Source organism: Brucella pseudogrignonensis (genome assembly GCF_031454375.1).
Classification (GTDB): Bacteria; Pseudomonadota; Alphaproteobacteria; order Rhizobiales; family Rhizobiaceae; genus Brucella; species Brucella pseudogrignonensis_A.
This window is the reverse complement of sequence record NZ_JAVDQT010000005.1, coordinates 275,670-300,536: the sequence shown is the minus strand read 5'-3', so window position 1 is coordinate 300,536 and position 24,867 is coordinate 275,670. Positions and strand designations below refer to the sequence as shown.

The following is a 24,867-nucleotide window of genomic DNA, read 5'->3' as shown; positions in this document are numbered from 1 at the left end:
TCCGAACTCGGCCGTGAAACGCTCCAGCGCCAATGGTACTTTGTCTTAAGACACGGGAGAGTAGGTCGCTGCCAGGTCTGCTAAGCACACAAATATAAATCTCATCTTCTCAAATCAATACAAAACAGCTTTACTAGCGCTACGCGCACAAACTACCCAACCGGTTCAATAAACACACCCTGGCGCGGGGTGGAGCAGCCCGGTAGCTCGTCAGGCTCATAACCTGAAGGCCGCAGGTTCAAATCCTGCCCCCGCAACCAAATAAAACGAATAATTCTTAATCAATTCAAATAGTTGGCCGATTTTTTTGTCTTCTAAAAAAATCCCAAAATCCATAAAATCTCATTTTATAAGTTATAACAGTGCCTTAGCTAAAATAGGTTCAAATCGAGGGTAATGAACCACGCAACCACATACAACCCTTAATGACCGTGACGCGCGGGCAGGGGCAATCCAAAAAGTGCAAACCTACGACATTCCCGCCAAATTTGCTCCTGATCCATATATTCTCCTAAGCGTCCGCCTACTTAGTCCTCTTTCATCAAGACAGCGCCGGTTACGGATGAATACGATAAATACGTATTGCATTTCGCGCTACAATTCATTATCTTCGGGATAAGGAGATCATCATGGCCACCACCGTCGAACGTAAGGAATACCCGATCTCGATGCGCCTGCCGGAGGCTGACGTCGCGATGATTGATCGCGCGGCCACATTGCGCGGCCGCTCACGCACTGATTTCGTGCGGGATGCTGCCGTGCGCGCCGCCGAGGAGGTCGTGATGGAGCAAGGGTTGATACGCATGAGTCCCGAAGGGTTCGCCGATTTCATGGATGTGCTGTCCCGCCCTGCGGTGCCGGTTCCGGAAATCGTGGAGTTGTCCAGGCGGACCGCGCCTTGGGAACCCGAATACGTCGCAAAGCGGTGAGTTGTGTCAGTATCGGCTCCTGAACCGCTTACTGAAGCACACGACGTATCGCAGTTCTCTTGTGGCAAGCCCACGCTCGACCATTGGCTGAGGACGCGTGCGCTCTCAAATCAGCAAAAGGGCTTCACGGCGGTTCTCGTGGTTCACGAAGCCGGGCGTGTTGTCGGCTATTATGGTCTGGCGCCAACGGCCGTGATCCCTGCGATCCTGCCGCGCTCAGTTCGAACCGGGCAGCCACCCAATCCAGTTCCTTGCCTGCTTCTCGGTCAACTGGCTACTGATACGGGCTGGGCTGGGCACGGGATTGGCACTGGTCTCGTGAAGCATGCCCTTCAACGCTGCGTACAGGCGTCCACTCTGATCGGCGGTCGTGCTCTGATGGTCAACGCAGTCGATGAAGAGGCAATGCAGTTCTGGCAGCGCCGCGGTTTTGTCCCCAGCAAAGATGATCCCCTTGTGCTGTTTCGCTCGATCGCCGACATCACGGCCTCGCTCAGTGACCAAGGGCTTTCGAGTGCGTAGGAAGGCACGCCATTGCACCGACACCTCCATGCCGACTACGCCCCACCCCGATCTTAGGAACAGTTCGAAGAATTGTGTGCCAACATATTCCAGTCGGCATGGCGGGATCCAGCTCTCGTCCGTCATGGAGGGGCCGGCCAGCGCCAGAGCGGGGTCGATATCGTCGCTCGGAACGGCGCGCTCTATCCCATCGGCCTGCAGTGCAAAAAGCGCAAGCGCTGGCCCGTCAGCAAGATCACAACCGCCCAAATAGACACGGAAGTCGCTGGAGCTTTAGCCCTCTCGCCTGCACTCAAGGCTTTCTACATTCTGACAACCGCACCAGATGGACTTGCCCTGATTTAGTGGAGAGTTTCTGTCACTAATTTCCGGTTCATGGCCTCGAACTGGATCGGGGATTTATATCCAAGGGCAGAATGTCTGCGCACAGGATTATAGAAGCCGTCAATGTATTCGCCAATGGCTTTGATTGCATCCTTACGTGTGTAGAACACCGTTCGCCATATCAGTTTTGACTTGATCGTTTTTAAGACGGTTTCCAACATCGAATTATCGTAACAATTTCCTTTGCCGCTCATGGATGGAAGCATGCTGTGCGCTTCGAGAATTCTGCGATACTCATAACTGGCATATTGGCTTCCCCTGTCCGAATGCTGGATCAAGCCCGGCCTTGGTTGCCGGATTGCAATGGCCTTCTTCAAAGCACAGATAGCAAGGACCTTTTTCATCCGGTCCCGTGCTTCCCAGCCAATGATGCGACGAGAATAAAGATCGGCAACAATTACCAGACACATCCATCCTTTTGCGGTCCATATGTAACTGATATCGACACCCCATTTCTGATCCGGTCCATCACAGTTAAAGTCCTGATCCAGCAGATTGGGAGCGACAGGCTCACCATGATTGCCGTCGGTCGTGCGTTTGAAGCGCGTTTTCTGCCGGGCTTTCAAATCATTTTCACGCATCAGTCTCGCCGTGCGGTGACGTCCTACTCGAATACCTTCTTCATTCAGTTCAACAAGCATTCGAGGGCTGCCATAGGTTTCACGTGATAGCGCAAACTGATTGCGAATATAGGCCAGGATAATCATGTCATCAAGCTGACGGCGACTGGGGCGCCGATGCTTCCATGCATAATAACCGCTGATGCTGACGCCTGCAAAAGTACACAGCCGCGACAGAGACATGTGGACCTTCTCCGTATCGATGAAAGCAAACTTCATCGACTTGTCTCCCGAGCGAAGAAGGCCGTCGCTTATTTTTTTTAGTAGATCGCGTTCCTGGCGCAGGAGTTCGTTTTCTTTGCGAAGGCGAGCAAGTTCCTGGCTCATGTCCTCATGCGGACCAGAGAGCAAATCTTGCTCAGCAAAAATGCGACGCCAGCGGTCAAGCGTTGATTTGCCAATGCCTAGGTCGGCCGCGACCGATGAAATGCTGCGACCACTCGTCGTTAAAATACGAACAGCTTCGCGCTTGAAATCTTCTGTAAATTCTCGCTGCTTCAATTCTAAGTCTCCTGTCAATCTTGTCTAACAGAAGCCCTCCACTTTTGAAGGGGAAGTCCATTGAGCAATTGGTTGATTCCGTTGTTCTTTCGCTGAAGAAAGATCCAGTTTAAGTTTGAAATTGCTCAGACCTTTTCACAGTTTTTCCAGCGCTTGCTGAACGCGCAGACAATCACCTTATCAAAATGCTTGCAAGTTCACTTTGCATGAGATTAAACATGACTAAGAGTCTCTTGTTTATTTGGAAAATGTGTCGTGATTGTTCTAGCCAGGCTGATGAGCATTTGGAGCGCATGCGCCCAATTACAGGCAACTTTGGCCAGTAAATGTCAATTTTCCCTGCTGGTATCAGAAAGGTTTTCTGATTGAGTTGGGATATTCAGGAGCTGTTTCGGCGCCACGCAAAGGGAATTGCGCACTCGTTGCGCCGAAAAGGCGTGGACTCGGAAACCGCTGCCGATCTTACACAAGACACATTCGTAAAAGTACTTGCGTCGCAGCCTTCTGACGGGGCGCCAAGGCATAATCCGAAGGCTTACCTGTATCGCATTGCGGCAAACTTGAGTGTCGATCAGGTGCGCCATGAGCGTGTGCTGGTTCGCGTGCATCTGTCAGATGACGATTTCATGGCAATCGCTGATCCTACGCCTTCAGCGGAAACCATTGTCTATGATCGCCAGAAGCTCCGGCTTGTCGATGAGGCGCTTGCGGAGTTGCCGCGCAGGGTAAGAGAAGCCTTCGAACTCCACCGTATGGGTGGTTTGACGGTTACAGAAGTTGCCAAACGGCTTGAAATGTCAACGACACGAACGTGGGTTTTGATCAGGGATGCTTACGAGCATCTGGAAGATCGGCTCAACGGGTTTTAACCAGATCACAAAAACATCTTCTCGAACCAATTGGCTCCGTATAGGCATGTATTTGCATGGGTGATTGTAAATAGGCCCCATTTTGGATGATGAATGAACGAAGTATCGGAAGAGCGCAGATTGTTTCGTGAGGCAGCGGATTTGGCTATCCGTCTGCAAAACGATGCTGCCAATCCTGTTTCCGTTGATATCGTCCGCAGCTGGATCAGCCGTAGCCCAGCGCATGAAGATGCCTGGCGACGGGTAGCAACCCTACACGGCATGACTGGAAAGATACTAACGGATCGTCAGCGCGCGAAAACCGGCCCTAATCGGCGTAGTTTTATGGCGGGTGGCCTCGCAGCGCTGACTGTGGGCGGGATAGGATCATTAACTTTGCCGGGCCTGATCTTAAAAGCGCAGGCTGATCATCTGACTTCAGTTGGTGAAATAAAGACCGTTCCACTTTCAGATGGAAGCGTCGTAACACTCGGACCCGACAGTGCAATCGGGGTTGACTATACAGAAAAGTTGCGTGGCATCAGTCTTTTGGCCGGCATGGCTTATTTTGAGGTGGTGCCGGATAATGCGCGACCATTCATGGTGGTAAGCGCCTCTTTTAAGGCCAAAACACAAGCTGCCGCATTCGATTTTTCCAATGATGCGGATGTCATCTCAGTGTCCGTTGATCAGGGACTTATTGATATTACAGCCCCCGGCTTTCCTGCTGATGGAATAAAGCAGCTCGGCGCTGGCGAATGGCTTCAATTTGATCCGAACACTTCCACTCTGAACAGAGGAAATCTGGAGAATGCGCAGGTCGCTGCCTGGCGCAAAGGGATGATTGTCGCGGAGAAAGAAACAGTAGCCGCGCTCGTTGCTAAAATCGCGCGCTGGCAGTCCGGTAAAGTTATTATCGCAGATCGTTCTCTTGGATCGAAAATCGTCAGCGGCGTTTTTGACCTTGATGATCCAGTTCGGGCACTGGAGGCGGTCGTGCGTCCTTTCGGTGCGAAACTACGTCAAGTTGCCCCATTTTTGACGGTGATCTCCTCCGTTTAAAAAACTTGAGAAAAATTGGAAAATTTTCTGTCGCTATCCGTAATACACACTGAGGGCCGCGGAATACCCGCGATTTAACCCATGATATGTGAATAGCGGAGCGGTTTGGCGATGGGGCAAAAGTCTCGGATCAGAAATTTTAGCAATACGAGCCATAGACTGCTCGTTCTTGGACTTTTAGCGACAACGACACCAATCATTGTCGTTCCGACCTGCATAAATGCCTATGCTCAAACGACATATTCGGTTCAGGCTGGATCGTTAAGCCGTGCATTATCAAATTTTGGCAGCCAGTCCGGCACACAGATTTCCTATGAAGCGTCTATCGTTCAGGGAAAGAAATCGCCCGGCGTCCAGAAGGCCGCGACCAGAGAGCAGGCGATTGCGCAATTGCTGCGGGGAACTGGTCTTACCTATTCGTTCACAGATGCGTCATCCGTTGTTATCTCGCAGCCGTCATCATCCAGCACCGGCGCGGTGCCAGAGGGCACGACTGTTCTCAATACGATTACGGTTGCGGGCGGCAATGGGTCGACGACCGAAGGCACAAATTCTTATACGACCGGCTCAATGTCGACGGCAACGAAACTGCCAATGTCGATACGCGAGACGCCGCAGTCAGTTTCTGTTGTCACGCGCAAAATGATTGATGACAAAGACTATCAGACACTCGATCAAGCCATGGCCGACACGCCCGGCATCACCACAAAAATCGGTGCGTCCAGTGTGCGCCATGAATACTGGTCGCGCGGTCTGGAAATCGATAATATCCAATATGATGGCGTTTCAAACAATGTTCACTATTTTGCCCGCGACAGCGATGGCCAGGATGATCTGGATATGTATGACCGGGTTGAGGTCATTAAGGGTGCGGCTGGTCTGACGACTGGTGCTGGTAATCCTGCCGGTGCGATCAATCTCGTGCGTAAGCGTCCTCTCGATGAGGAGAAGCTGACAGTCACAACACGCGCCTCTTCATGGGGCAATGGACGTGCAGTCGTTGACTACTCCAAACCGCTCAATGAAGCAAAAACCGTCCGTGCCCGTATCGTCGGAGCATTCGGAGGCGGTGATAGCTACAAAGATTATTACTCCAATCGTGATGGCATGTTTTACGCCACTATTGATGCCGATCTGACAGAAGATACCACGTTAAACATCGGCTACAGTTATCAGAACCAAAAAATCGACGGGTTTGACTGGGGCGGCTTGCCAGCGCGTCCGGATGGTTCTTTTTATGATGAGTTCAGCCCGTCGACATTCCTTGGCAATGACTGGGACTATTTGTATCGTCGTCAGAATACCTTGTTTCTTGATCTGGAACATCGCTTTGATAACGGCTGGAAGCTAAGTTTCGACGGGCGCGGTGCGTGGTCAAGAGCTGACATGCGGGGTGGTTATACCTGGTGGATCGGTGACGATCTTTGGTTCTATCCGGGTCGCTTCCCTTACGCGAATGATGTTTATTCGTTCGACGTCAATGCGTCAGGACCGATCGAAATCTTCGGCAGAGATCACGACTTTGTCTTTGGTGTTAATGGCTCAAGAACGAATCTATGGGTCGGTGTCTCAAACTATGCCTCATCTATCATGGATCCGACCACTTGGGATCCGGGTGCAGAACCTGCACCCGAAGATATTGCTTTGACGAGTGGGAGTGATGAAAAGACAGATCAGATTGGCGGATATGCTTCGGCACGATTTAGCCTTACGGACGATCTTAAGCTAATTGCCGGTGGCCGCATATCATGGTGGAAGTGGGACAAGGAACAGACATCTTACACCAATGGCGCGACAAGCAGCTCTGATTACAGTGCGAATGCAAATTTCGTTCCTTATGTCGGTCTTGTTTATGATGTCACATCCGACCTGACTGCCTATGCAAGTTACACCGGAATTTTCAAGCCGCAGAACTATTATGGACGCAACGGTGACCTGCTGAAGCCAATTGAGGGAACGAACCTCGAAGCTGGCGTTAAGGCGGACCTCTTCAACGGACAGCTTTCTGCGACTGCCGCAGTGTTCCGCACGATGCGCGACAATGTGGGGCAAAGGATTATCGGGATTTCTTATTGTAATCCGCTGTCGAGCAGTTGCTATGAAGGCGTTGACGGTGTTGAGAGCAAGGGCATTGAGCTTGAGTTGCGCGGTGCGATTACCCAACACTGGAATATCATGGCCGGTTACACCTATGCGGTTTCCAAATATACGGAAGGAAGCATGGATGGTCAGCGCTTCAACACGACCCAGTCTCCTGAAAACGTATTCAAGCTCTATACGTCCTATTCTTTGCTTGAAGACAAGCTGACGCTCGGCGGTGGTGTGCGCGCGCAGAGCAAGATCTATTCCAAGACTGCAACTGTCGATCTGGAGCAGGGCGCATTCGCAGTCGCTGATGTGATGGCAAAATATGATATTAGCGACAAAACGGCTATCCAGTTCAACGTCAACAATCTTTTTGACAAGCGCTATTATACTTCAATCGATCCGACGGTGGGGCTGAACAACTGGATGGGCGCGCCGCGCGAGTTCAGACTGAACCTCAAGCACACATTCTGATTTGACGCCTGATGCGGCTTGCTGCATCAGGCTCAACCTGACTTTGGCATGATGAAGCTCATACGACTGATATGTCTGATACTGATGGGATGCGGAGCTTATAGCTCCGCGTTCGCGGATGGTGTTTTTCCAGTTGTGGTCAAACATGCGCTCGGATCGACGGTGATCGAGAAATCTCCGAAACGCATTATCACTATCGGCTGGAGCGGAGAGGACTCTGTTCTGGCCCTTGGTGTTACTCCAATCGCGATGCCACGATATACGACGTTCCCGAGCGGTATTTTCCCGTGGAACGAGGGAAAGTTATCAGCAACACCAACGCTCCTTAACTTCGGCATGGACTATGAAGCCATTGCCGCGCTCAAGTCGGATCTTATCCTCAGTATATATTCCGGCCTCAATGCAATATCCTACCAACGGCTTTCGTCTATCGCACCCACGGTAGCTTACCGTTCCGGCCCATGGCGCGCAGATTGGCGTGAACAGACGACGATCATTGGTGAAGCGCTCGGTAAACAAGGTGAAGCGGAAAAGCTTGTTAAGGGTGCGGATGATTATCTTGTCGCTCTCGGAAAGTCCCACCCGGAGCTTGCAGGCAAGACATTCACTTTTGGCACATTCTTCCCGGGCTCTGGCAATCTCGTCGTTTATCTTCCGTCCGATCCTCGTGTCGCGGCCCTCCGTCTCATGGGGTTAGAGCTTTCTTCAGGGGTGGAAGCACTTGGGAAGCAGTACCCCGACGAGTTTTCAACTGGCGTCAGTCTCGAAAATCTCGACAGCATCGACGCAAATATTCTTATCTTGTGGTTTGGAGAGACCGCGCGCGCTTCGCTGGAAACACAACCGCTATTTCAAGCGCTCGGCTCTGTCCAGCGCGGTTCTTATGTGGCGCTGGAAGACCCGGTCGAAGTGTGGGCGACATCTGCGCTGAGTGTTTCATCCATACCTTATGGTTTTCAACGTTTTGCAACGCGGCTGGCTAGTGCTGCAAGAATAACAAAGGATTAGATCATTGAACGCGCGCGCTGCAATTCAAACCACAACAGAAACCGAGACTGATCCCGTACCTTACGCCTATGATTGTTTCTGGGCGGATGTTGTCTCTTTGCAAGAGATCACGCCATCAATGACAAGGTTTGTCTTCAAGATACACGAGGGGGATCGCTTTGTTCCAAGCCGATGTCCTGACGAATGGGTCAGGCTGAGTTTTAAGCCAAATGCCGAAACGCCTCTGTCACTGCAAGTTCGTGACGAGAACGGGAAATGGCGATGGCCTGAGGGAGCAGAGCCATGCCCGGATCGTCCTTATACGGTTCGTCGCTGGGATGGTTCTCGTCACGAGATGACAGTTGATATTGTGGCACATGCCAGCGGCTTGGCAACAGAATGGGCCAAGTCAGCCCGTCCGGGCGATCGTGTCGGCGTTTGTAATCCTGCGGGTCGCTTTCGCTTGCCGAAGCAAACAGACTGGGTGCTGATGATCACCGATATTACCGGTTTGCCCGCTGTTGCACGCGTAGCTGAGGAATTACCGCAAGGGATTAAGGCATATTTTCATGTTGAGTTACTTTCGGATGCCGACAAGCAATCTCTCAAGACACGGGCCGACCTTGACCTCACGTGGCACATTCTGGATACGGAAAAGACAGGGAAAGCACACACAAAATTGGCGACTATTGCTGCCGAAATTATGACATTACCAGCGGGAAACGGCTATATTTATATCGCCGGTGAAGCGCAGATGGTGTCACAGAGCCGCAAGCATTTTCGAGACGCACTTGGCTTTGATAAAAACCGCATTGAGGCTATTGGCTATTGGATAGAGGGTCAGTCGCGCGGATAACGCGAAACAGCATAAGGTCGGTGCGGTTGATACAATTTGGTTCTATTGTTTCCATTTTGGAAGAAGTAAGCTTCGCCAGCCCCCGCTAATCAAGGCAACGATTTTTAGACATAGTGCACCTCAACTTCACATTCTGAAATGAGGCTATCGTGATCGACAATCGTACCGCTCCTTATGCAATCTTCCTTCTGCGTCTCGCACTTGGCATTCTCTTTCTGGCCCATGCCGGACTGAAAATTTTCGTTTTCACGCCTGCTGGCACTGCTGCTTTCTTCGGATCGCTCGGTCTTCCTGGCTGGTTTGCTTATGTCACCATTCTCTGGGAACTGGTTGGTGCAGTTGCACTCATCCTCGGCATTTTCCCACGTATTGCAGCAGTAGCCCTTATCCCAATCCTTCTCGGCGCTATCTATACCGTTCATGGTGCAGCAGGCTTCTTCTTCACCAATCCAAATGGCGGCTGGGAATTCATCGCACTCTGGATTGTTGGCCTTGCAGCTGTAGCATTGGGCGGCAATGGCGCCTATGCTCTTAAGCCGGGCAAGTAAGTATGTGACGGCACCACGGGGCCATGCCCCGTGGTTTCAAACAGGTTTTCAGGGATAGATACCATGCTGGTAGACGGAAAATGGACAGAAGACTGGCAGCCGGTTCAGGCCAAGGATGAAAAAGGCGGCTTTGTTCGCCAGATTTCAGGCTTTCGCAATTGGGTCACGCCCGATGGCAGCGCCGGTCCGACTGGCGAAGCAGGATTTAAGGCCGAAGCAGGCCGCTACCATTTATATGTCGCCTATATCTGTCCATGGGCTTCGCGCACGCTAATTGGTCGCAAGCTCAAAGGTCTGGAAGACGTCGTCTCCCTTTCCGTTGTAGAGCCTGCGCTGACTGATCAGGGCTGGCGATTTGGCGACTATCCTGGTTCCGACCGCGACAGCCTGAACCATGCCACCTACATGCATGAGATCTACACAAAAGCCGATCCACATTATACCGGTCGCGCGACTGTTCCCGTGTTGTGGGACAAGCAGAAGAACACCATCGTCAACAATGAATCCGCCGATATTCTGCGTATGCTCAATTCCGGCTTTGGCGATCTCGCACGCAATACAATTGACCTTTATCCGGAAGCTCTGCGCGCTGATATCGATGCTCTGAATGAATATATCTATCCGCGTCTCAACAACGGTGTTTATCGGGCAGGCTTTGCCACCACGCAAGTCGCCTATGATGAAGCTTTTCACGATATCTTCACAACGCTCAATGAATTGGAAGTAAAGCTCACAGGTAAAGGCCCGTTTCTGTTTGGTGATCAACTGACTGAGACCGATATCAGGCTGTTTGTAACACTCGTGCGGTTTGATGCGGCCTATTTCAGCCTGTTCAAGTGCAACCTGCGCCGCATCGCTGACTATCCGGCGCTGCAAGCATGGCTGATGCGCATACTGGAAATTCCCGGCATCCGCGAGACGGTCAATATCGACCATATTAAGCGTGGCTACTATTCTATCAAGGCACTCAACCCAACTGGCATTGTGCCCGTCGGGCCAGATCTGCCAGGCCTCGCTCCTGTCAAAATTTGAAAGATAACGTCATGGATTCGCTGATTATCTTTCTGCATGGTGTCGGAAGCCGCGGTGCCGATCTGGCGCCGCTGGGCGAATACTGGTCACAGGCATTGCCGGGTGCATCATTCGCTGCACCAGATGCGCCCTATCCCTTCGATCAGGGTGGTGCAGGCCGACAATGGTTTAGCGTAAGGGGTGTAACGCCAGAAAACCGCGCGCAGCGGATTGTGGATGCGCGTCAAGCTTTTGACGAAACATTGCAGACAATCATGACGGCAAAGGGCTTTGCTGATAAGCCGCATCGTGTATCACTTGTGGGCTTTTCCCAAGGTTCTATCATGTCGCTCGATGCACTGGTGACAGGCCGCTGGCCTTTAGGTGCAGTTGTCGCATTTTCCGGGCGGCTTGCATCGCCTAAGCCTTTTACGCCATCACTTTCAACAGCTACGCTGCTTATACATGGTGGTGCTGACCCCGTCATTCCGCCAAGTGAATCTCAACAGGCCCATGAGCGACTCAGCGCAATCGGCGTTAAATCGACATGCCATATCCTGCCGGGCATCGGGCACACGATCTCTGCCGAGGGCGCCACTCTTGCAGTCAATTTTCTAAAGAAAACTCTGTATCTTGGATAATTTCCAAATTCAGCTATTTTCGCGCTTACAAGCTGGAATAATAGCTGAATTGGAAGTAATTATGGATCGGCTCGATTGTGAGCGCATGTTCGTCGCGGTGCTCGATACGGGTAGCTTTTCCGCAGCCGCCCAACGATTAGAAACAAGCAGCGGTCAGGCATCCAAACTTGTATCGAAGCTTGAGGCTGATCTTGGTGTTCAGTTAATCAGACGGACGACGCGCGCATTGTCACCGACAGAAGTAGGCTTTGCCTATTACGAGCGCATGAAAGGCTTACTACAGGATTTTGACGCGCTCGACGCCTCAGTCCGCAACGCTTCCGGCGCTCCGACAGGGCGCATCCGGCTAACCGCTCCCATGTCCTTTGGCACATTGCGTCTGACGCCGGTTCTTCTCGATTTCGCGCAGTCTTTCCCTGATATTCAAATTGACGTCAGCTTTTCGGACCGCATCGCCAGCCTCGTCGATGAAAATTTTGACATTGGTGTGCGTATCGGCAAGCCACTCGATAGCAGCCTGATAGCGCGACGAATTTGCGATACGCGTTTGGTTCTGGTGGCGTCAGAGGCCTACATCGACAAGCACGGATCACCACAGGAACCCCGTGATCTGATTTCGCATAATTGCATCATTGATACCAATTTTCGCGAACCATTTGTCTGGCGCTTTGCGCCGTCCACCGAAGGCGAACCACGTGCAGTCAACATTGCCGGAAAATTGCAATTTTCAAATGGCGAAGCCTGCCTTCAAGCAGCAATAGCGGGGCTTGGAATTGCTCATGTTCCAAGCTTTATTGCTGGACCGTTCATTCGCGAGGGCCGCGTGCGGCAGCTTTTAAAGACATGTGAAGATAAGCCGCTTGGTATTCATGCGGTTTACCCTCCGGCAAGGCATCTCGCACTCAAAGTGCGCGCTCTTGTCGATTATCTCGCAGACCGTTTTCGTGGCCAACCGAATTGGGATCAGGGTTGGTAGTTTCGTCGAACAGCAAGGATGTATCTGTGACTAACTTCTCTTTGGTTCAGAAATAGTTTGGGCTGCGTTCTGAATAAGTGGTCCAAAGCTTTCGCTAAATTTTTCCGGGGTCCATTCCTGTAAACTACCAGCCACATGAATAGCTCCGACCGGCGCGCCCTTCCAATCCATGATGGGCGCGCCAATAACCACCTCATGGCTGAGCAACTGCCTGCACAGCAGAGAGTGTCCCCGTTCGCGTGTGGCACGAACATAGTCCATCACACCTTCCAAATCCCGCACGGTATGCGGTGTAAATGGTGTCATGTCCGAGCGGCTGACAATATCGGCAATTGTGTCGTCTGGCAGTCGCGAGAGAATTGCTACCCCGCCCGCCGTGCAATAGGTCGGAACTGCATTACCAACTATGGTTGCACTAAAGACCTCATGTTTTGAGGGCATGCGCAATGCGTAAATAACGCGAACATCGTCAAAGAGAGAGAGATCAACACGCTCACTCACGCGGCGACGAAGCTCCAGCATAACTGGATTTGCGCGCTGTAACATCGGGTTGAGACGCAAAAGATCATGGGTCATGTCGAGCACACGCAGCCCCGGCAGATAACCGCGATCGTCGGGGTCACGAGCGAGCATGTTCAGTGCAAGAAGCGTATGAATAATGCGCTGTGCGGCGCTTCTATCGATGCCCGCAGCAGTTGCAACCTGACTGAGAGATAAAGGATGTCTCGCAGTTTGAAAAGCAGACATGACCGCAACTGTTCTCGCGACAGAGCGCAGAAATAGCGGGTCGTCCTGAAACGCTTCCGCTTCGTCCGGATCAAAAGTTGAAATGCCGCGCAAGTCTCGAAATGTGTTCATAAGAAAAAGCTTTAATCCAGATTCAGTGATTGACAAGCGTCAAAGTTGGTCCCTATCATAAAAAATCAATATAGATGTATCGCTGACAGATACACGTAATAGCCCGAGGGGGCAAACCAGGAAAATGGGAGTACGCTCGTGTCAAAACGCGTGGCTGTAGCTGGCTTTTTGCATGAAACAAACACTTTTGCGGCCAGTCCCGCAACGTTAGAGGCGTTTGTACAGGGCGGCGGATATATCCCGCTTTCGCGTGGCGACGCGATTTTCAAAAATGCGCAGAATGTTAATCTTGGTATCGCGGGGGCGCTGAAATTTGCGCGGGAAGCGAACTGGGAAGTCGTACCGATCTTATGGGCCGGCGCTATTCCTTCCGCACCCGTTACCAAAGAAGCCTATGAGACAATCGTTTCCGAAATCGTGGCAGGGTTGAAAGACTGCGGCCCGCTTGATGGCATCTTCATTGATCTGCATGGCGCCATGGTTGCTGAGCACATTGATGATGGTGAAGGCGAACTGCTTGAGCGCGTTCGTGCGGTGCGCCCAAGCGATCCGCTATCCGTAGCGCTCGATCTGCATGGCAATATCACTAAGCGTATGTTCGACCACGCGGATGTTATGGTTGGCTTCCGCACCTATCCGCATATTGATATGGCCGAAACCGGTTATCGTGCAGCCGAAGCATTACAGGCGCTGATGATCAAGCCTGAGGGCTGGCATAAAACAATGCGTCAGGGCGACTACCTTATTCCGATTGCGTGGCAGTGCACAGATGAACAGCCCGCCAAAGGCCTTTACGGCATGACCATTGATCTGCCGGAAGGCGTTGAAACGGCTTCATTGTTTATGGGTTTCCCGGCGGCTGATTTTGCCGAATGTGGCCCATCGATGTTTACGTATGGCTGGGACAAACAAGCTGTTGAAGCCTATGCCGATCAGATACTGGAAGCATTGGCTGCGGCAGAACCTGCATTCGCAGGGACAGCATATTTGCCAGAAGAAGGCGTTGAGAAGGCGATAGAGCTTTCCCGCGATGCGAGCCGCCCAATCGTCATTGCTGATACCCAGGATAATCCCGGTGCCGGTGGCAGTTCCGACACGACTGGCATGCTACGTGCGCTTGTTGCCAGTGGTGCAAAGCGAGCCTCGATTGGCTGTATGCATGACGCGGAAGCAGCGAAGATTGCACATCTGGCAGGAGAAGGTGCGGAAGTCGAAATTGCACTCGGCGGCAAGTCTGGCATCGCAGGCGATGAACCTTATAAGGCTAAATTTACCGTCGAAAAGCTGTCTGACGGTAAGGCGCATGCAACGGGCCCTTATTATGGCGGAACATGGCTTGATATGGGACCATCGGCCTGTCTGCGGCTTGGTGGAACACGGGTAGTTGTAACCACAAATCTCGCACAGATGGCGGATCGCGCGCTTTATCGCATGGTTGGGATTGAGCCTGAACAGGAAGCCATTCTGGTCAATAAAAGTTCGGTGCATTTCAGGGCAGACTTCGCGCCGATTGCCGAAAAGCTGCTGGTTTGCACTGCTCCGGGTGCAATGCCGCTTAGTCCTGCAAAACTATCATGGAAGAATTTGCGTTCCGGCATTCGGCTGGAGCCACTCGGAGAACCGTTCAAATAAAACAATAATAACAACCTTCAGAGGAACCAAGTATATGACGTTTTTTAAACCACCACAGACTGGGCCTATCCTCCGCAAACTCAAATATGGCATTGCCGCTTCGCTGATTGCGCTCAGTGCGGGTCATGCCACAGCAGAAACCACACTGACTGCTGTTATGCATTCGGATCTGCGTATGCTTGATCCGGTGATCACCACCGCGCACATTACGCGTGATCATGCCTATATGATTTATGACGTGCTGATTGCCGTTGATGAAAACTTCAAGCCTCAGCCGCAAATGGCGGAGTGGACCGTCTCCGACGACGGCAAGACCTATACTTTCACATTACGCGATGGTCTCAAATTCCATGATGGTGCGCCGGTAACGGCTGCGGACGTTGTCGCTTCGCTTGAACGCTGGGCCAAGCGCGATACTGGCGGCCAGCTGATCATGGACATCACAGATTCGCTCAAAGCAAATGACGATAAAACAATCGTCTGGACGCTGAAGGAACCTTTTGCACCGTTCCTCGATACGATTGCCAAGCAGTCCGCATTGCCTCCATTCATTATGCCAGCGCGTATCGCGGCAACGCCTGCTGACACAGCGATTACAGAACATATTGGTTCGGGGCCGTTCAAGTTCGTACCCGCCGAGTTCCAGCCCGGCGTCGGCGTGACCTACATAAAGAACGAAGATTATGTACCGCGCAGCGAACCAGCCAGCTGGATGGCGGGCGGTAAAGTTGTCAACGTCGATAAGGTGCGTTGGGTCACGATGACCGATGCTCAGACGGCCGCGAATGCGCTGACAAGTGGTGAAATCGATTATATCGAGCAGGTTCCGGTTGATCTTGTGCCGCTTTTTGAAGGCGATGATACAGTTGTTCTGGAACAGCGCGATCCGCTTGGTTATCAGACCATGGGTCGCCTCAATTTCAAGCATCCGCCTTTTGATAACCCGGATATTCGTCGCGCAGCGTTCCTTGCCATGTCGCAGGAGCCAGTGCTGGCAGCTCTGATGGCTGATCCAAACTACTACAAGGTTTGCGGTGCGATTTTTGGTTGCGGCACCCCGAACGCCACAGATGTCGGCTCTGAAAGCCTCGTAGCAAAGGGCAATATCGAAGAAGCAAAAGAGCTTCTCAAGAAGGCTGGTTATGATGGCAAGCCGGTTGTTTTGATGCAGCCAACCGACGTTTCCAGTCTGTCACCACAGCCCGTTGTTGCAGCCCAACAATTGCGTGCAGCCGGTTTCACCGTCGATATGCAGCCCATGGACTGGCAAACCCTTGTTGGCCGTCGCGCATCGAAAGATGAGCCTGCAAAGGGTGGCTGGAATATGTTCTTTACAAACTGGCAGATTCCGGAAATTGCGACACCATTGAACTCAGTCATGCTCAATGGCCGTGGTGAGCAAGCCTGGTTTGGCTGGCCGGAAGATGAAAAGATCGAAGCTCTCAAGAAGGAATATATCGCGGCCAAGACGCCTGAAGAGCAGAAAGCTGCGGTAGAGAAGATACAGGCGCAGACACTGGAAAATGTTCTCTACATTCCACTGGGTGAGTATAACCCGCCGCAGGGCCGCAGAACCAATGTCGTCGATATGCTTGGTTCGCCTGTTCCGGTCTTCTGGAATGTGAAAAAGACTGAAGAATAATCCGCCCGCAGCTATCGCGCTTCGTGCGATAGCTCCCAGTTCAATGTGGGGCCGGCTTAGTACCGGTCCCACCTCAAGCGGGACGCGCATATGGCTGTCTATCTGTTAAAACGTATCTTCGCACTTGTGCCGGTGTTGTTGCTGGTATCAGTGTTTGTATTCCTCCTCCTGAGACTGACGCCGGGCGATCCGGCAGCAATTCTGGCTGGCGACGCCGCCACCACCGAACAGCTTGAACGCATCCGCGAAGCAATGGGCCTTAATGAGCCAATCCTCACCCAGTATTTCACCTGGATGGGTAACATCATGCAGGGCGATCTTGGCGTATCGCTGATTTCTGGCGTGCCAGTTCTCGATATGGTTTCGCAGCGTATCGGCCCCACAATCTCTATCGCTGTGCTGACCATTATCATTGCAGTGCTTGTCGCCATTCCAATGGGGGTGATTGCTGCATGGCGCCACCGTTCATGGGCCGACTATCTTGTCATGAGCTTTTCAGTTCTTGGCTTTTCCGTTCCGGTCTTTCTTGTCGGTTATGTGCTGTTGTTGATTTTCTCGGTCAATCTTGGCTGGCTTCCGGTGCAGGGTTTCAAGCCGATTTCATCAGGCTTGGGCGGCTTTCTGGAGCGCGCAATTCTGCCTGCTCTTACACTCGCTTCGATCTACATTGCGCTGATTGCCCGTATGACCCGTGCGGCAATGCTTGATGTGCTTGGCGAAGATTATATTCGCACCGCGCGTGCCAAAGGCGTGAGTGACCGCCGCCTGCTGTTTGTTCATGCGCTCAAAAACGCGGCTGTGCCGGTTGTTACCATCGTTGGAACCGGCTTTGCTCTGCTGATTTCCGGCGTGGTCGTAACCGAGAGCATTTTCAATATCCCGGGCATCGGGCGCCTGACTGTCGATGCAGTTCTCGCGCGTGATTATCCGGTCATTCAGGCGATGATCCTGCTGACCAGCGCGCTTTATGTGTTCGTCAATCTGCTGATCGACCTTTCCTATACACTGTTCGACCCAAGGATTCGTTATTGATGCGCTCAGAAAAAACATCAGCGGGTATGCATTGGATGCTCCGCATGTTCTCGCTGCCGCGCGTTGCACGCGTTGGTATCGGGCCGATGATTGCAGCCATTCTTCTCGGTGCAATCCTTCTTCTCACCCTCATTTCCCCGTGGATAGCTCCACACGATCCGCTCGCCATGAACCCCATGATGCGGCTTAAGCCTCCATCGGATGAATATCTGCTTGGAACGGACAATTATGGTCGTGATCTGTTTTCGCGCATGATCCTCGGTGGGCGTATTTCGCTGCTGATCGGACTTCTGGCCGCCGCCGCATCTATTGGTGTTGGCGTGATCATCGGCCTTATTGCTGGTTTCTTCCGCACCGCAGATGCCATCATCATGCGTATGATGGATGCTTTGATGGCGATGCCATCGATCCTGATCGCGATTGCTCTGGTCGCTCTCAACGGTCCATCGATTGGTTCAGTCATTATAGCGATCACCATTCCGGAAATTCCCCGCGTCGTGCGTCTGGTCCGCTCTGTCATTCTGACCGCGCGTGAGGAACCCTATGTTGAAGCAGCCTTAGCGCTCGGCTCGAGCACGCCAAAAATTCTGTTCCGGCATCTGCTACCCAATACGATGGCGCCGCTGATCGTGCAGGGCACCTATATCGTTGCATCTGCAATCCTCACCGAGGCAATCCTGTCATTCCTTGGTGCCGGTATCAGCACGGAAATCCCGACCTGGGGCAATATCATGGCAGAAGGTCGCCAGTTTTTCCGCATCAAGCCATCGATTGTGCTTTGGCCGGGTCTGTTGCTGACACTCTGCGTTCTGTCGATCAATCTATTGGGTGACGCAGCGCGCGATACACTCGACCCACGTCTGAAAAAGCGGGAGGGCTGATATGGAACTGCGCAATCGTGACTTCACAAATGAGCCTGTCGTTCTGGATGTCGAAAATCTTATTGTGGCGCTTCCGGGCGGCACACAAGTTCTGCGGGGCGTGAGCTTTGACATTCGCAAGGGCGAAACCGTTTGTCTCGTGGGCGAATCCGGTTCAGGCAAGTCGGTAACGTCGCTCACCGCAATGGGGCTCTTGCCGAAAGATGCACTTCTGGTCAAAGAAGGGGCGATCAGGCTCGCCGGCACCGATTTGCTCAAGCTGTCGGCAGCGGACATGAAAAAGATGCGTGCAACACGTATCTCCATGATCTTTCAGGAACCGATGACGGCGCTTAATCCTGTTATGCGGGTGGGTGAGCAGATCACGGAAGTGCTGGATGTTCATACCAGCCTTTCGTCAGAGGCTAAGCGTGCCAAAGTCATCAACATCATGGAGCAGGTACATCTGCCCGATGTGGAGCGAATCTATCAGAGCTATCCGCACCAGCTTTCAGGTGGGCAGCGTCAGCGTATCATGATTGCTATGGCGCTCATCCTGGAGCCGATGGTTCTGATTGCCGATGAGCCGACCACTGCGCTTGACGTGACAACACAAAAACAAATCCTGTCGCTTATTGCAGAATTGCAGGAGAAGCATGGAACAGCCGTGCTGTTCATCACCCATGATATGGGCGTAGTTGCCGAAATTGCTGATCGCGTCTGTGTTATGCGCAGCGGTGAGATTGTGGAGCGCGGGACCATCCGTGACGTTCTGACATCGCCACAGCAGCAATATACCAAAGACCTGCTTGGCTCTGTGCCAAGCCTCATTCCGCGACTGGCGCGTGAACCACAGGGACATGAAGCGGTGATCCGCGTTCGTGACCTTGGCATGACCTATAAAACAGGCGGGCTGTTTAGTACAAAACCCGGAGTGAAAGCGTCTTATGAAGTGAACTTTGAGCTTCAGCCCGGAAGAACACTTGGAATTGTCGGCGAATCTGGTTCCGGCAAAACGACTGTCGCCCGCTCGATCATGCGTCTGATCGAACCGACTGAGGGTGAAATCGTCGTAGATGGGCGGGATATTGCGCATCTTGGAAAACGTGAAATGAAGCCGTTCCGCAAGAAGCTTCAGGTTGTGTTTCAGGACCCATTCCGCTCATTGAACCCGCGTTGGACAATTGAGCAAAGCCTGACGGAAGGCCCGGTCAATTATGGTGTTCCTTATGAAGAGGCCGTCGCTGAAGCCAAACGTCTGTTGACGATTGTCTCGCTTCCGGAGGATTCGCTGAAGCGTTATCCGCACCAATTTTCCGGTGGCCAGCGGCAGCGTATTGCCATTGCGCGCGCGGTAGCCCTTCGACCAGATATTCTGGTGGCCGACGAGGCTGTGTCTGCCCTCGACGTTTCGGTACAGGCACAGGTTCTCGAACTTCTTGCCGAATTGCAGCGCGATACCGGCATTGCCATCATTTTTATCACCCACGATCTGCGTGTGGCCGCGCAGATTTGCGACGAGGTACTGGTGATGAAACGCGGACAGGTTGTTGAGCAGGGCAATGCTTCCGACGTGCTTGGCAAGCCTTCGCATGAATATACGCGATCTTTGATAGAGGCGGCGCCTGGTCGCTTCTGGGATTTTGCGGCGGGACGTCCGGCCGCTTGAATTATCTTAAGTATTTCAGACAGGAATAAAATCATGCCCATCATACCGTTTATTGAGGAGAAAGCCGGCGAGATGCGCGCGGTTTTTGAAGATCTGCATCGTCATCCGCAAATTGGCTTTGAGGAACAACATGCTTCAGGCGTTGTAGCAGCGCTGTTAGAAAAATGGGGTTTTGACGAGGTGCATACCGGCATCGCCAAAACCGGTGTCGTTGGCATTCTGAAAGGCCGAAACCCGGGCAATCGTCGTGTGGGGCTGCGTGCAGATATGGATGCGCTACCAATCGATGAGATTTCGGGCGTGTCTTACACGTCGCAAAATCTCGGCCGGATGCATGCCTGCGGGCATGATGGTCATACAACCATGCTGCTTGGTGCGGCTCAATATCTTGCTGAAACGCGCAATTTCGAAGGTACTGCAGTCTTTGTCTTCCAGCCCGCCGAAGAAGGTCTGGGTGGAGCACGCGGCATGATCGCCGAAGGACTGTTCGAACGTTTCCCTTGCGACGAAATCTATGGAATGCACAACCAGCCTATGGGCACACTCGGCAAAGCGCTTATCCGCAAGGGTGCGGCTATGGCTGGCGCAAGCTTCTTCGACATCAAACTGACCGGCAAGGGAAGCCATGCAGCCCAGCCGCACAATGCCCGCGATGTGCTGGTGATTGGTGCCGATCTGGTTGGCCAGTTGCAGACCATTGTGTCACGAAACATCCCTGCAACGGATGCCTGCGTTGTATCCTGCACGCAGTTTCATACCGGCAGCGCCTATAATATCGTGCCGGAAGTGGCAACCATCACAGGTACCATCCGCTATTTCGAGCAGCGTGTCTGCGATCTTGCGGAAAGCCGTATCCGTGAAATCTGTGCAGGTGTTGCTGCGGGTTATGGCATCACGGTTGATGTCGATCTTCGCAACGTCTTTGACGTCCTGCGCAACGACCATGAACTCTCCGATGCTTATATGGCGGCAGCGCGCGATGTGCTGGGTGAAGACAACGTCAGCGATGACTGTCCGGCCTTTATGGGCAGTGAAGATTTTGCCGACATGTTGGCGCGTGTGCCGGGTGCGTACATTAATGTGATGCATGGCGGTAAAGCTGCGCTGCATAATCCTGCTTTCATTCTTGAACCTGAAACATTGCCTATTGGCGCATCAATCTATGCCCGGATCGTGGAAACCCGCCTGCCAGTAAACAAGGACTTAGCAGCATGAGCATGCATGAATTGCCATTTAACCTCGATGACATGATTGCGCGCCTGCGCCCTTGGATTGAAACGGAAAGCCCGACTTTCGATGCAAGCGCCGTGAACCGCATGGTCGAGGTTGCCGCCTATGATTTTGCCGCGGCAGGCGCCACGATTGAATTCATTCCGGGTCGCATGGGGTTCGGCGGCTCCCTGCGCGCTCGTTTCCCGCACAAGGATCAGGGCAAGCCGGGTATCCTGGTATCAGGTCATCTTGATACGGTTCATCCGCTCGGTGTGATCAACATCAATCCCTATCGCCGCGAGGACGGTAAGCTTTACGGTCCCGGCATTCAGGATATGAAGGGTGGCAACTTCGTGGCGCTTGAAGCCATGCGTGAAATTGCACGAGGCGGGCTTGCAACAAAGCTTCCTGTTACGTTTCTTCTGACACCGGATGAAGAAGTCGGCACGCCTTCGACCCGTGATCTTATTGAGCAGGAAGCGCTCAAGAACAAATATGTTCTGGTGCCAGAGCCAGCATTGCGTGATGGAGGTGCGGTCGTCGGTCGTTATGCAATCGCACGATACAATCTTGAGACTGTTGGCAAGCCAAGCCACGCCGGTTGGCTTCTCAAAGAAGGCCGTTCGGCAATCCGTCGTATGGCCGAAAAAATTATCGAGATCGAAGCGCTCACAACAGACGATTGCACCTTTTCGGTTGGAGTCATTCATGCAGGCCAATGGGTCAATTGCGTCTCGTCAAGCTGTAATGCCGAAGCGCTTAGCATGGCCAAAACGCAAAAAGACCTTGAAGATGGCGTTGCGCGGATCATGGCGCTTGGCGGAGACAAAGACGGAGTTGAATTGATCGTCACCCGCGGCGTCACGCGTCCTGTTTGGGAGCCGGGTCAGCCACAGGATATGAAACTTTTCAACTTTGCCAATGATATCGCAAAGGAGATCGGCTTCACCATGTCGGTCCAGAGTTCGGGCGGCGGCTCGGACGGTAATTTTACCGGAGCGCTTGGTGTCCCGACAATCGATTCCATCGGCGTGCGTGGTGAAGGCCTGCATACGCTGGGCGAGCATATTTTCGAAGACAGTCTGGTCGAACGTGCTCGCCTTCATGCGGGCCTGTTTCTCTCACTGGAATAACAGCCAGAGGTGCGGCCATGGCCGATGCTACAAGATCAACAGCAGCCCGCATTGCGGGTCTGCTGAGTGAAGTCACGATCAATGTGGATCAATGGGGCGTCGCCCATATCAGGGCGGAGAACTTGCATGATCTGTTTTTCGCGCAAGGTTTTAATGCCGCGCGCGATCGTCTCTGGCAGATCGATATAGCACGCAAGCGCGGGCTTGGTCTGTTGGCGCGAGATTTTGGCCCGGGCTATCTTGAGCAGGACAGGGCTGCACGCCGGCTGCTTTATCGCGGAGACATAGTGCCGGAATGGAAGGCCTATGGTCCGGATTCGGAACAGATATGCACGGCTTTTGCTCAAGGCATCAATGCATATATCGATGCCTGTGAAGCAGGCGAGCAGCTACTTCCGCCAGAGTTTGCATTGCTCTGTCACAAGCCTGATCATTGGTGTGCTGAAGACGTAGTACGGGTACGCACCCATTCGCTGACACGTAATGCATCATCCGAGCTTCTGCGTTCAAAAGTCATGGCAAAAGCGGGTGTGGAGCTGGGTGGTAAGCTCGATCAGTTACGCAAGGAATTGTCGCATGGCGTGGTACCAAAACCGGTCGACGGCTTTGATCCCAACATCATGACTGACAGGGTTTTGCGTGACTTCCAGCTCGCTGTCAGTCCCGCCACCTTCTCTAAAGAACGCTTGGCTGCAACACTTGATGAAGCAGGTCTCTGGACGGTTGTTTCGGCATCCGGCGACATCGCACGCGCCTCTTTTGAAGAGGGTTCCAATAATTGGGCAATCGCAGCTGAAAAGACCACAACCGGGCGACCAATACTGGCACTCGATCCCCACCGAACTCATGGCTTGCCATCCATCCGCTACGTCGTTCATCTGACCATGCCGGGCCTTGATGTGATCGGCGCAGGCGAGCCTATGGTTCCTGGAATTTCCATGGGTCATAACGGCACCGCTGCCTTTGGCCTCACCATCTTTGGAGCCGATCAGGAAGATATCTACGTCTACCAGACCGATGAAAACAACCACGACCAATATGCATATCAAGGCAATTGGGAGGAGTTCACAACGATTACCGAATACATTTCCGTAAAAGGGTATCCGGATCAAACCGTCGAACTCAAATTCACGCGGCATGGCCCTGTGCTCTATGAGGATAAAGCGAACAACCGCGCCTTTGGTCTGCGTACAGTCTGGATGGATGCGGGCATGGCACCCTATATGGCCAGCCTATCCGTCATGCGGGCTAAAAACTATGCCGATTATGCCAGCGCGCTGGATGGCTGGGGGTGCCCGTCGGTCAATCACATCTATGCAGATACAACAAACACCATTGCATGGAAGCCTTCAGGCGCGACACCTATTCGCGAGAACTGGGACGGACTTTTACCTGTCCCCGGTGATGGGCGTTATGAGTGGAATGGCTATCTGGCTCCGCAGTCTGGCCCTGTTGAAATTAATCCAGAACTTGGCTTTATCGCGACCGCCAACGCCATGAATGTGCCTGATGCGTGGACAGCCACCAATCCGGCCATTGGTTATGAATGGCTGGATAGCAGTCGTCACGACACCCTGCATCAAGCGCTGTCGCGCAAAGCGCCAATATCGCTTGAAGACTGCGCGCGCCTGCAAGCCTCCACTTTTTCACCCATTGCCGCGCGGACACTAAAAAGCCTCAAGCGACTGTTTCCGCATAGTGATGATCCGGCTGTGCTGCTTCTTCGCGATTGGGATGCGGACCTGTCGGCAAAATCTGCATCGGCAGCGCTTTTTGAAGTTTGGTTGAGTAAGCATCTGGGACCGCTTGTTGCAAAAGCCGAAGGCGCCACCGCAGATGTGATACCGCTGCTTATGCCATTTGATTCACCGAGCATAGTGTCATGGCTGGAAAATACAGAAACATCGTCCAAGCATACCGCGGCCATTCAGCAAAGTCTCACCGATGCCTGGGCTGAGTGCGCCTCTTTGATGGGGGCGGATGCTACGCAATGGGCATGGGGTGCCATTCATAAGCTTGACCTCCGCCATCCTTTGCAGTCGTTGACAGACAAGGATTGGTCATTGAAGCCCATAGCGCTTGACGGCAGCAGTTCGACGCTGAATTATGCAACCTATCGTTTGCACGACTTCTCGGTAGTCGCGGGGCCATCTGTTCGCATGATTATAGATATCGGCAACTGGGATAATAGTCGCTTCATCAATAATCCCGGCCAGTCCGGCATGCCGCTTAATCAGCACTATGCTGATTTATCAAAGAATTGGCGTAATGCTAAGCCTTTACCACTTCTATATTCATGGGAACGAATTCAACATAATACTGAGGAAAGAATTATATTAAAGGCGCCACTTTGAGGCTGCAAAGGTCACTCGACGGTGTAGAACA

The 24,867-nt window shown here is 52.6% G+C and carries 22 protein-coding genes, 1 tRNA gene and 1 rRNA gene; 22 read left to right on the top strand and 2 right to left on the bottom strand.

The window, feature by feature from the left end:
• The 5 genes from rrf to J2782_RS16065 all read left to right on the top strand — a co-directional run.
• Window positions 1-77: ribosomal RNA gene (gene rrf, locus J2782_RS22960) — 5S ribosomal RNA — on the top strand; the annotation flags it as partial.
• Window positions 78-183: 106 nt separating this feature from the next.
• Window positions 184-260 (top strand) — tRNA-Met (locus J2782_RS16080).
• A 369-nt stretch (window positions 261-629) separates the two neighbouring features.
• Complete coding sequence (locus J2782_RS16075) at window positions 630-929, top strand: type II toxin-antitoxin system TacA family antitoxin (protein ID WP_310014393.1); 300 nt, start codon at window positions 630-632, stop codon at window positions 927-929.
• Between the two features lie 3 nt (window positions 930-932).
• Complete coding sequence (locus J2782_RS16070) at window positions 933-1,451, top strand: GNAT family N-acetyltransferase (protein ID WP_310014391.1); 519 nt, start codon at window positions 933-935, stop codon at window positions 1,449-1,451.
• A 72-nt stretch (window positions 1,452-1,523) separates the two neighbouring features.
• Window positions 1,524-1,796 carry a hypothetical protein gene (locus J2782_RS16065; protein WP_310014387.1) on the top strand — a complete coding sequence of 91 codons (273 nt, stop codon included), beginning with the start codon at window positions 1,524-1,526 and terminating at the stop codon, window positions 1,794-1,796.
• Here J2782_RS16065 and J2782_RS16060 read toward each other — a convergent pair.
• The gene (locus J2782_RS16060; protein WP_310014385.1) at window positions 1,793-2,974 is read right to left on the bottom strand and encodes an IS3 family transposase; all 1,182 of its coding nucleotides are present in this window, start codon (window positions 2,972-2,974) and stop codon (window positions 1,793-1,795) included. The genes J2782_RS16065 and J2782_RS16060 overlap by 4 nt on opposite strands.
• Before the next feature lie 347 nt (window positions 2,975-3,321).
• Here J2782_RS16060 and J2782_RS16055 point away from each other — a divergent pair, with 347 nt between their 5' ends.
• From J2782_RS16055 to J2782_RS16015, 9 genes are all read left to right on the top strand, one after another.
• Window positions 3,322-3,825: an RNA polymerase sigma factor gene (locus tag J2782_RS16055; protein ID WP_310014382.1), complete on the top strand. Its 504-nt coding sequence runs from the start codon at window positions 3,322-3,324 to the stop codon at window positions 3,823-3,825.
• 93 nt (window positions 3,826-3,918) lie between these two features.
• Window positions 3,919-4,866 (top strand): FecR family protein, encoded by a 948-nt coding sequence (locus tag J2782_RS16050; protein WP_310014380.1) that lies wholly within the window; start codon window positions 3,919-3,921, stop codon window positions 4,864-4,866.
• A 111-nt stretch (window positions 4,867-4,977) separates the two neighbouring features.
• Window positions 4,978-7,425 carry a TonB-dependent siderophore receptor gene (locus tag J2782_RS16045; protein WP_310014378.1) on the top strand — a complete coding sequence of 816 codons (2,448 nt, stop codon included), beginning with the start codon at window positions 4,978-4,980 and terminating at the stop codon, window positions 7,423-7,425.
• A gap of 162 nt (window positions 7,426-7,587) precedes the next feature.
• Window positions 7,588-8,433 carry an iron-siderophore ABC transporter substrate-binding protein gene (locus tag J2782_RS16040; RefSeq protein WP_310014375.1) on the top strand — a complete coding sequence of 282 codons (846 nt, stop codon included), beginning with the start codon at window positions 7,588-7,590 and terminating at the stop codon, window positions 8,431-8,433.
• A gap of 4 nt (window positions 8,434-8,437) precedes the next feature.
• On the top strand, window positions 8,438-9,268 hold the full coding sequence (locus J2782_RS16035; RefSeq protein WP_310014372.1) for a siderophore-interacting protein: 831 nt from the start codon (window positions 8,438-8,440) through the stop codon (window positions 9,266-9,268).
• 149 nt (window positions 9,269-9,417) lie between these two features.
• Window positions 9,418-9,816: a DoxX family protein gene (locus J2782_RS16030; protein WP_310014370.1), complete on the top strand. Its 399-nt coding sequence runs from the start codon at window positions 9,418-9,420 to the stop codon at window positions 9,814-9,816.
• 63 nt (window positions 9,817-9,879) lie between these two features.
• Window positions 9,880-10,848, top strand: a complete 969-nt coding sequence (locus J2782_RS16025) for a glutathione S-transferase family protein (protein ID WP_310014367.1) — start codon at window positions 9,880-9,882, stop codon at window positions 10,846-10,848.
• Between the two features lie 11 nt (window positions 10,849-10,859).
• Window positions 10,860-11,468 carry an alpha/beta hydrolase gene (locus J2782_RS16020; RefSeq protein WP_310014366.1) on the top strand — a complete coding sequence of 203 codons (609 nt, stop codon included), beginning with the start codon at window positions 10,860-10,862 and terminating at the stop codon, window positions 11,466-11,468.
• 61 nt (window positions 11,469-11,529) lie between these two features.
• Window positions 11,530-12,444 (top strand): LysR family transcriptional regulator, encoded by a 915-nt coding sequence (locus J2782_RS16015; protein WP_310014363.1) that lies wholly within the window; start codon window positions 11,530-11,532, stop codon window positions 12,442-12,444.
• A 30-nt stretch (window positions 12,445-12,474) separates the two neighbouring features.
• On the opposite strand, the gene J2782_RS16010 is transcribed toward J2782_RS16015, so the two are convergent.
• Window positions 12,475-13,302 carry an IclR family transcriptional regulator gene (locus J2782_RS16010; protein WP_310014361.1) on the bottom strand — a complete coding sequence of 276 codons (828 nt, stop codon included), beginning with the start codon at window positions 13,300-13,302 and terminating at the stop codon, window positions 12,475-12,477.
• Between the two features lie 138 nt (window positions 13,303-13,440).
• Between J2782_RS16010 and J2782_RS16005 the strand changes: the two genes are divergently transcribed.
• From J2782_RS16005 to J2782_RS15970, 8 genes are all read left to right on the top strand, one after another.
• A complete protein-coding gene (locus J2782_RS16005) occupies window positions 13,441-14,934 on the top strand; it encodes a M81 family metallopeptidase (RefSeq protein WP_310014359.1) in 1,494 nt (497 codons plus the stop codon).
• A gap of 34 nt (window positions 14,935-14,968) precedes the next feature.
• Window positions 14,969-16,576: an ABC transporter substrate-binding protein gene (locus J2782_RS16000; protein ID WP_310014357.1), complete on the top strand. Its 1,608-nt coding sequence runs from the start codon at window positions 14,969-14,971 to the stop codon at window positions 16,574-16,576.
• 90 nt (window positions 16,577-16,666) lie between these two features.
• Window positions 16,667-17,608, top strand: a complete 942-nt coding sequence (locus J2782_RS15995) for an ABC transporter permease (RefSeq protein ID WP_310014355.1) — start codon at window positions 16,667-16,669, stop codon at window positions 17,606-17,608.
• A 35-nt stretch (window positions 17,609-17,643) separates the two neighbouring features.
• On the top strand, window positions 17,644-18,489 hold the full coding sequence (locus tag J2782_RS15990; RefSeq protein ID WP_404989661.1) for an ABC transporter permease: 846 nt from the start codon (window positions 17,644-17,646) through the stop codon (window positions 18,487-18,489).
• Between the two features lies 1 nt (window position 18,490).
• The gene (locus J2782_RS15985) at window positions 18,491-20,137 is read left to right on the top strand and encodes an ABC transporter ATP-binding protein (protein ID WP_310014353.1); all 1,647 of its coding nucleotides are present in this window, start codon (window positions 18,491-18,493) and stop codon (window positions 20,135-20,137) included.
• A gap of 33 nt (window positions 20,138-20,170) precedes the next feature.
• Window positions 20,171-21,352, top strand: coding sequence for a M20 aminoacylase family protein (locus J2782_RS15980; RefSeq protein WP_310014351.1), 1,182 nt, complete (start codon window positions 20,171-20,173; stop codon window positions 21,350-21,352).
• Window positions 21,349-22,482 (top strand): M20/M25/M40 family metallo-hydrolase, encoded by a 1,134-nt coding sequence (locus J2782_RS15975; RefSeq protein ID WP_310014350.1) that lies wholly within the window; start codon window positions 21,349-21,351, stop codon window positions 22,480-22,482. The genes J2782_RS15980 and J2782_RS15975 overlap by 4 nt, the downstream gene beginning before the upstream one ends.
• A 17-nt stretch (window positions 22,483-22,499) precedes the next feature.
• Entirely contained in the window at window positions 22,500-24,836 is a 2,337-nt protein-coding gene (locus J2782_RS15970; protein ID WP_310014348.1) for a penicillin acylase family protein, read from the top strand.
• Window positions 24,837-24,867 lie beyond the last annotated feature (31 nt).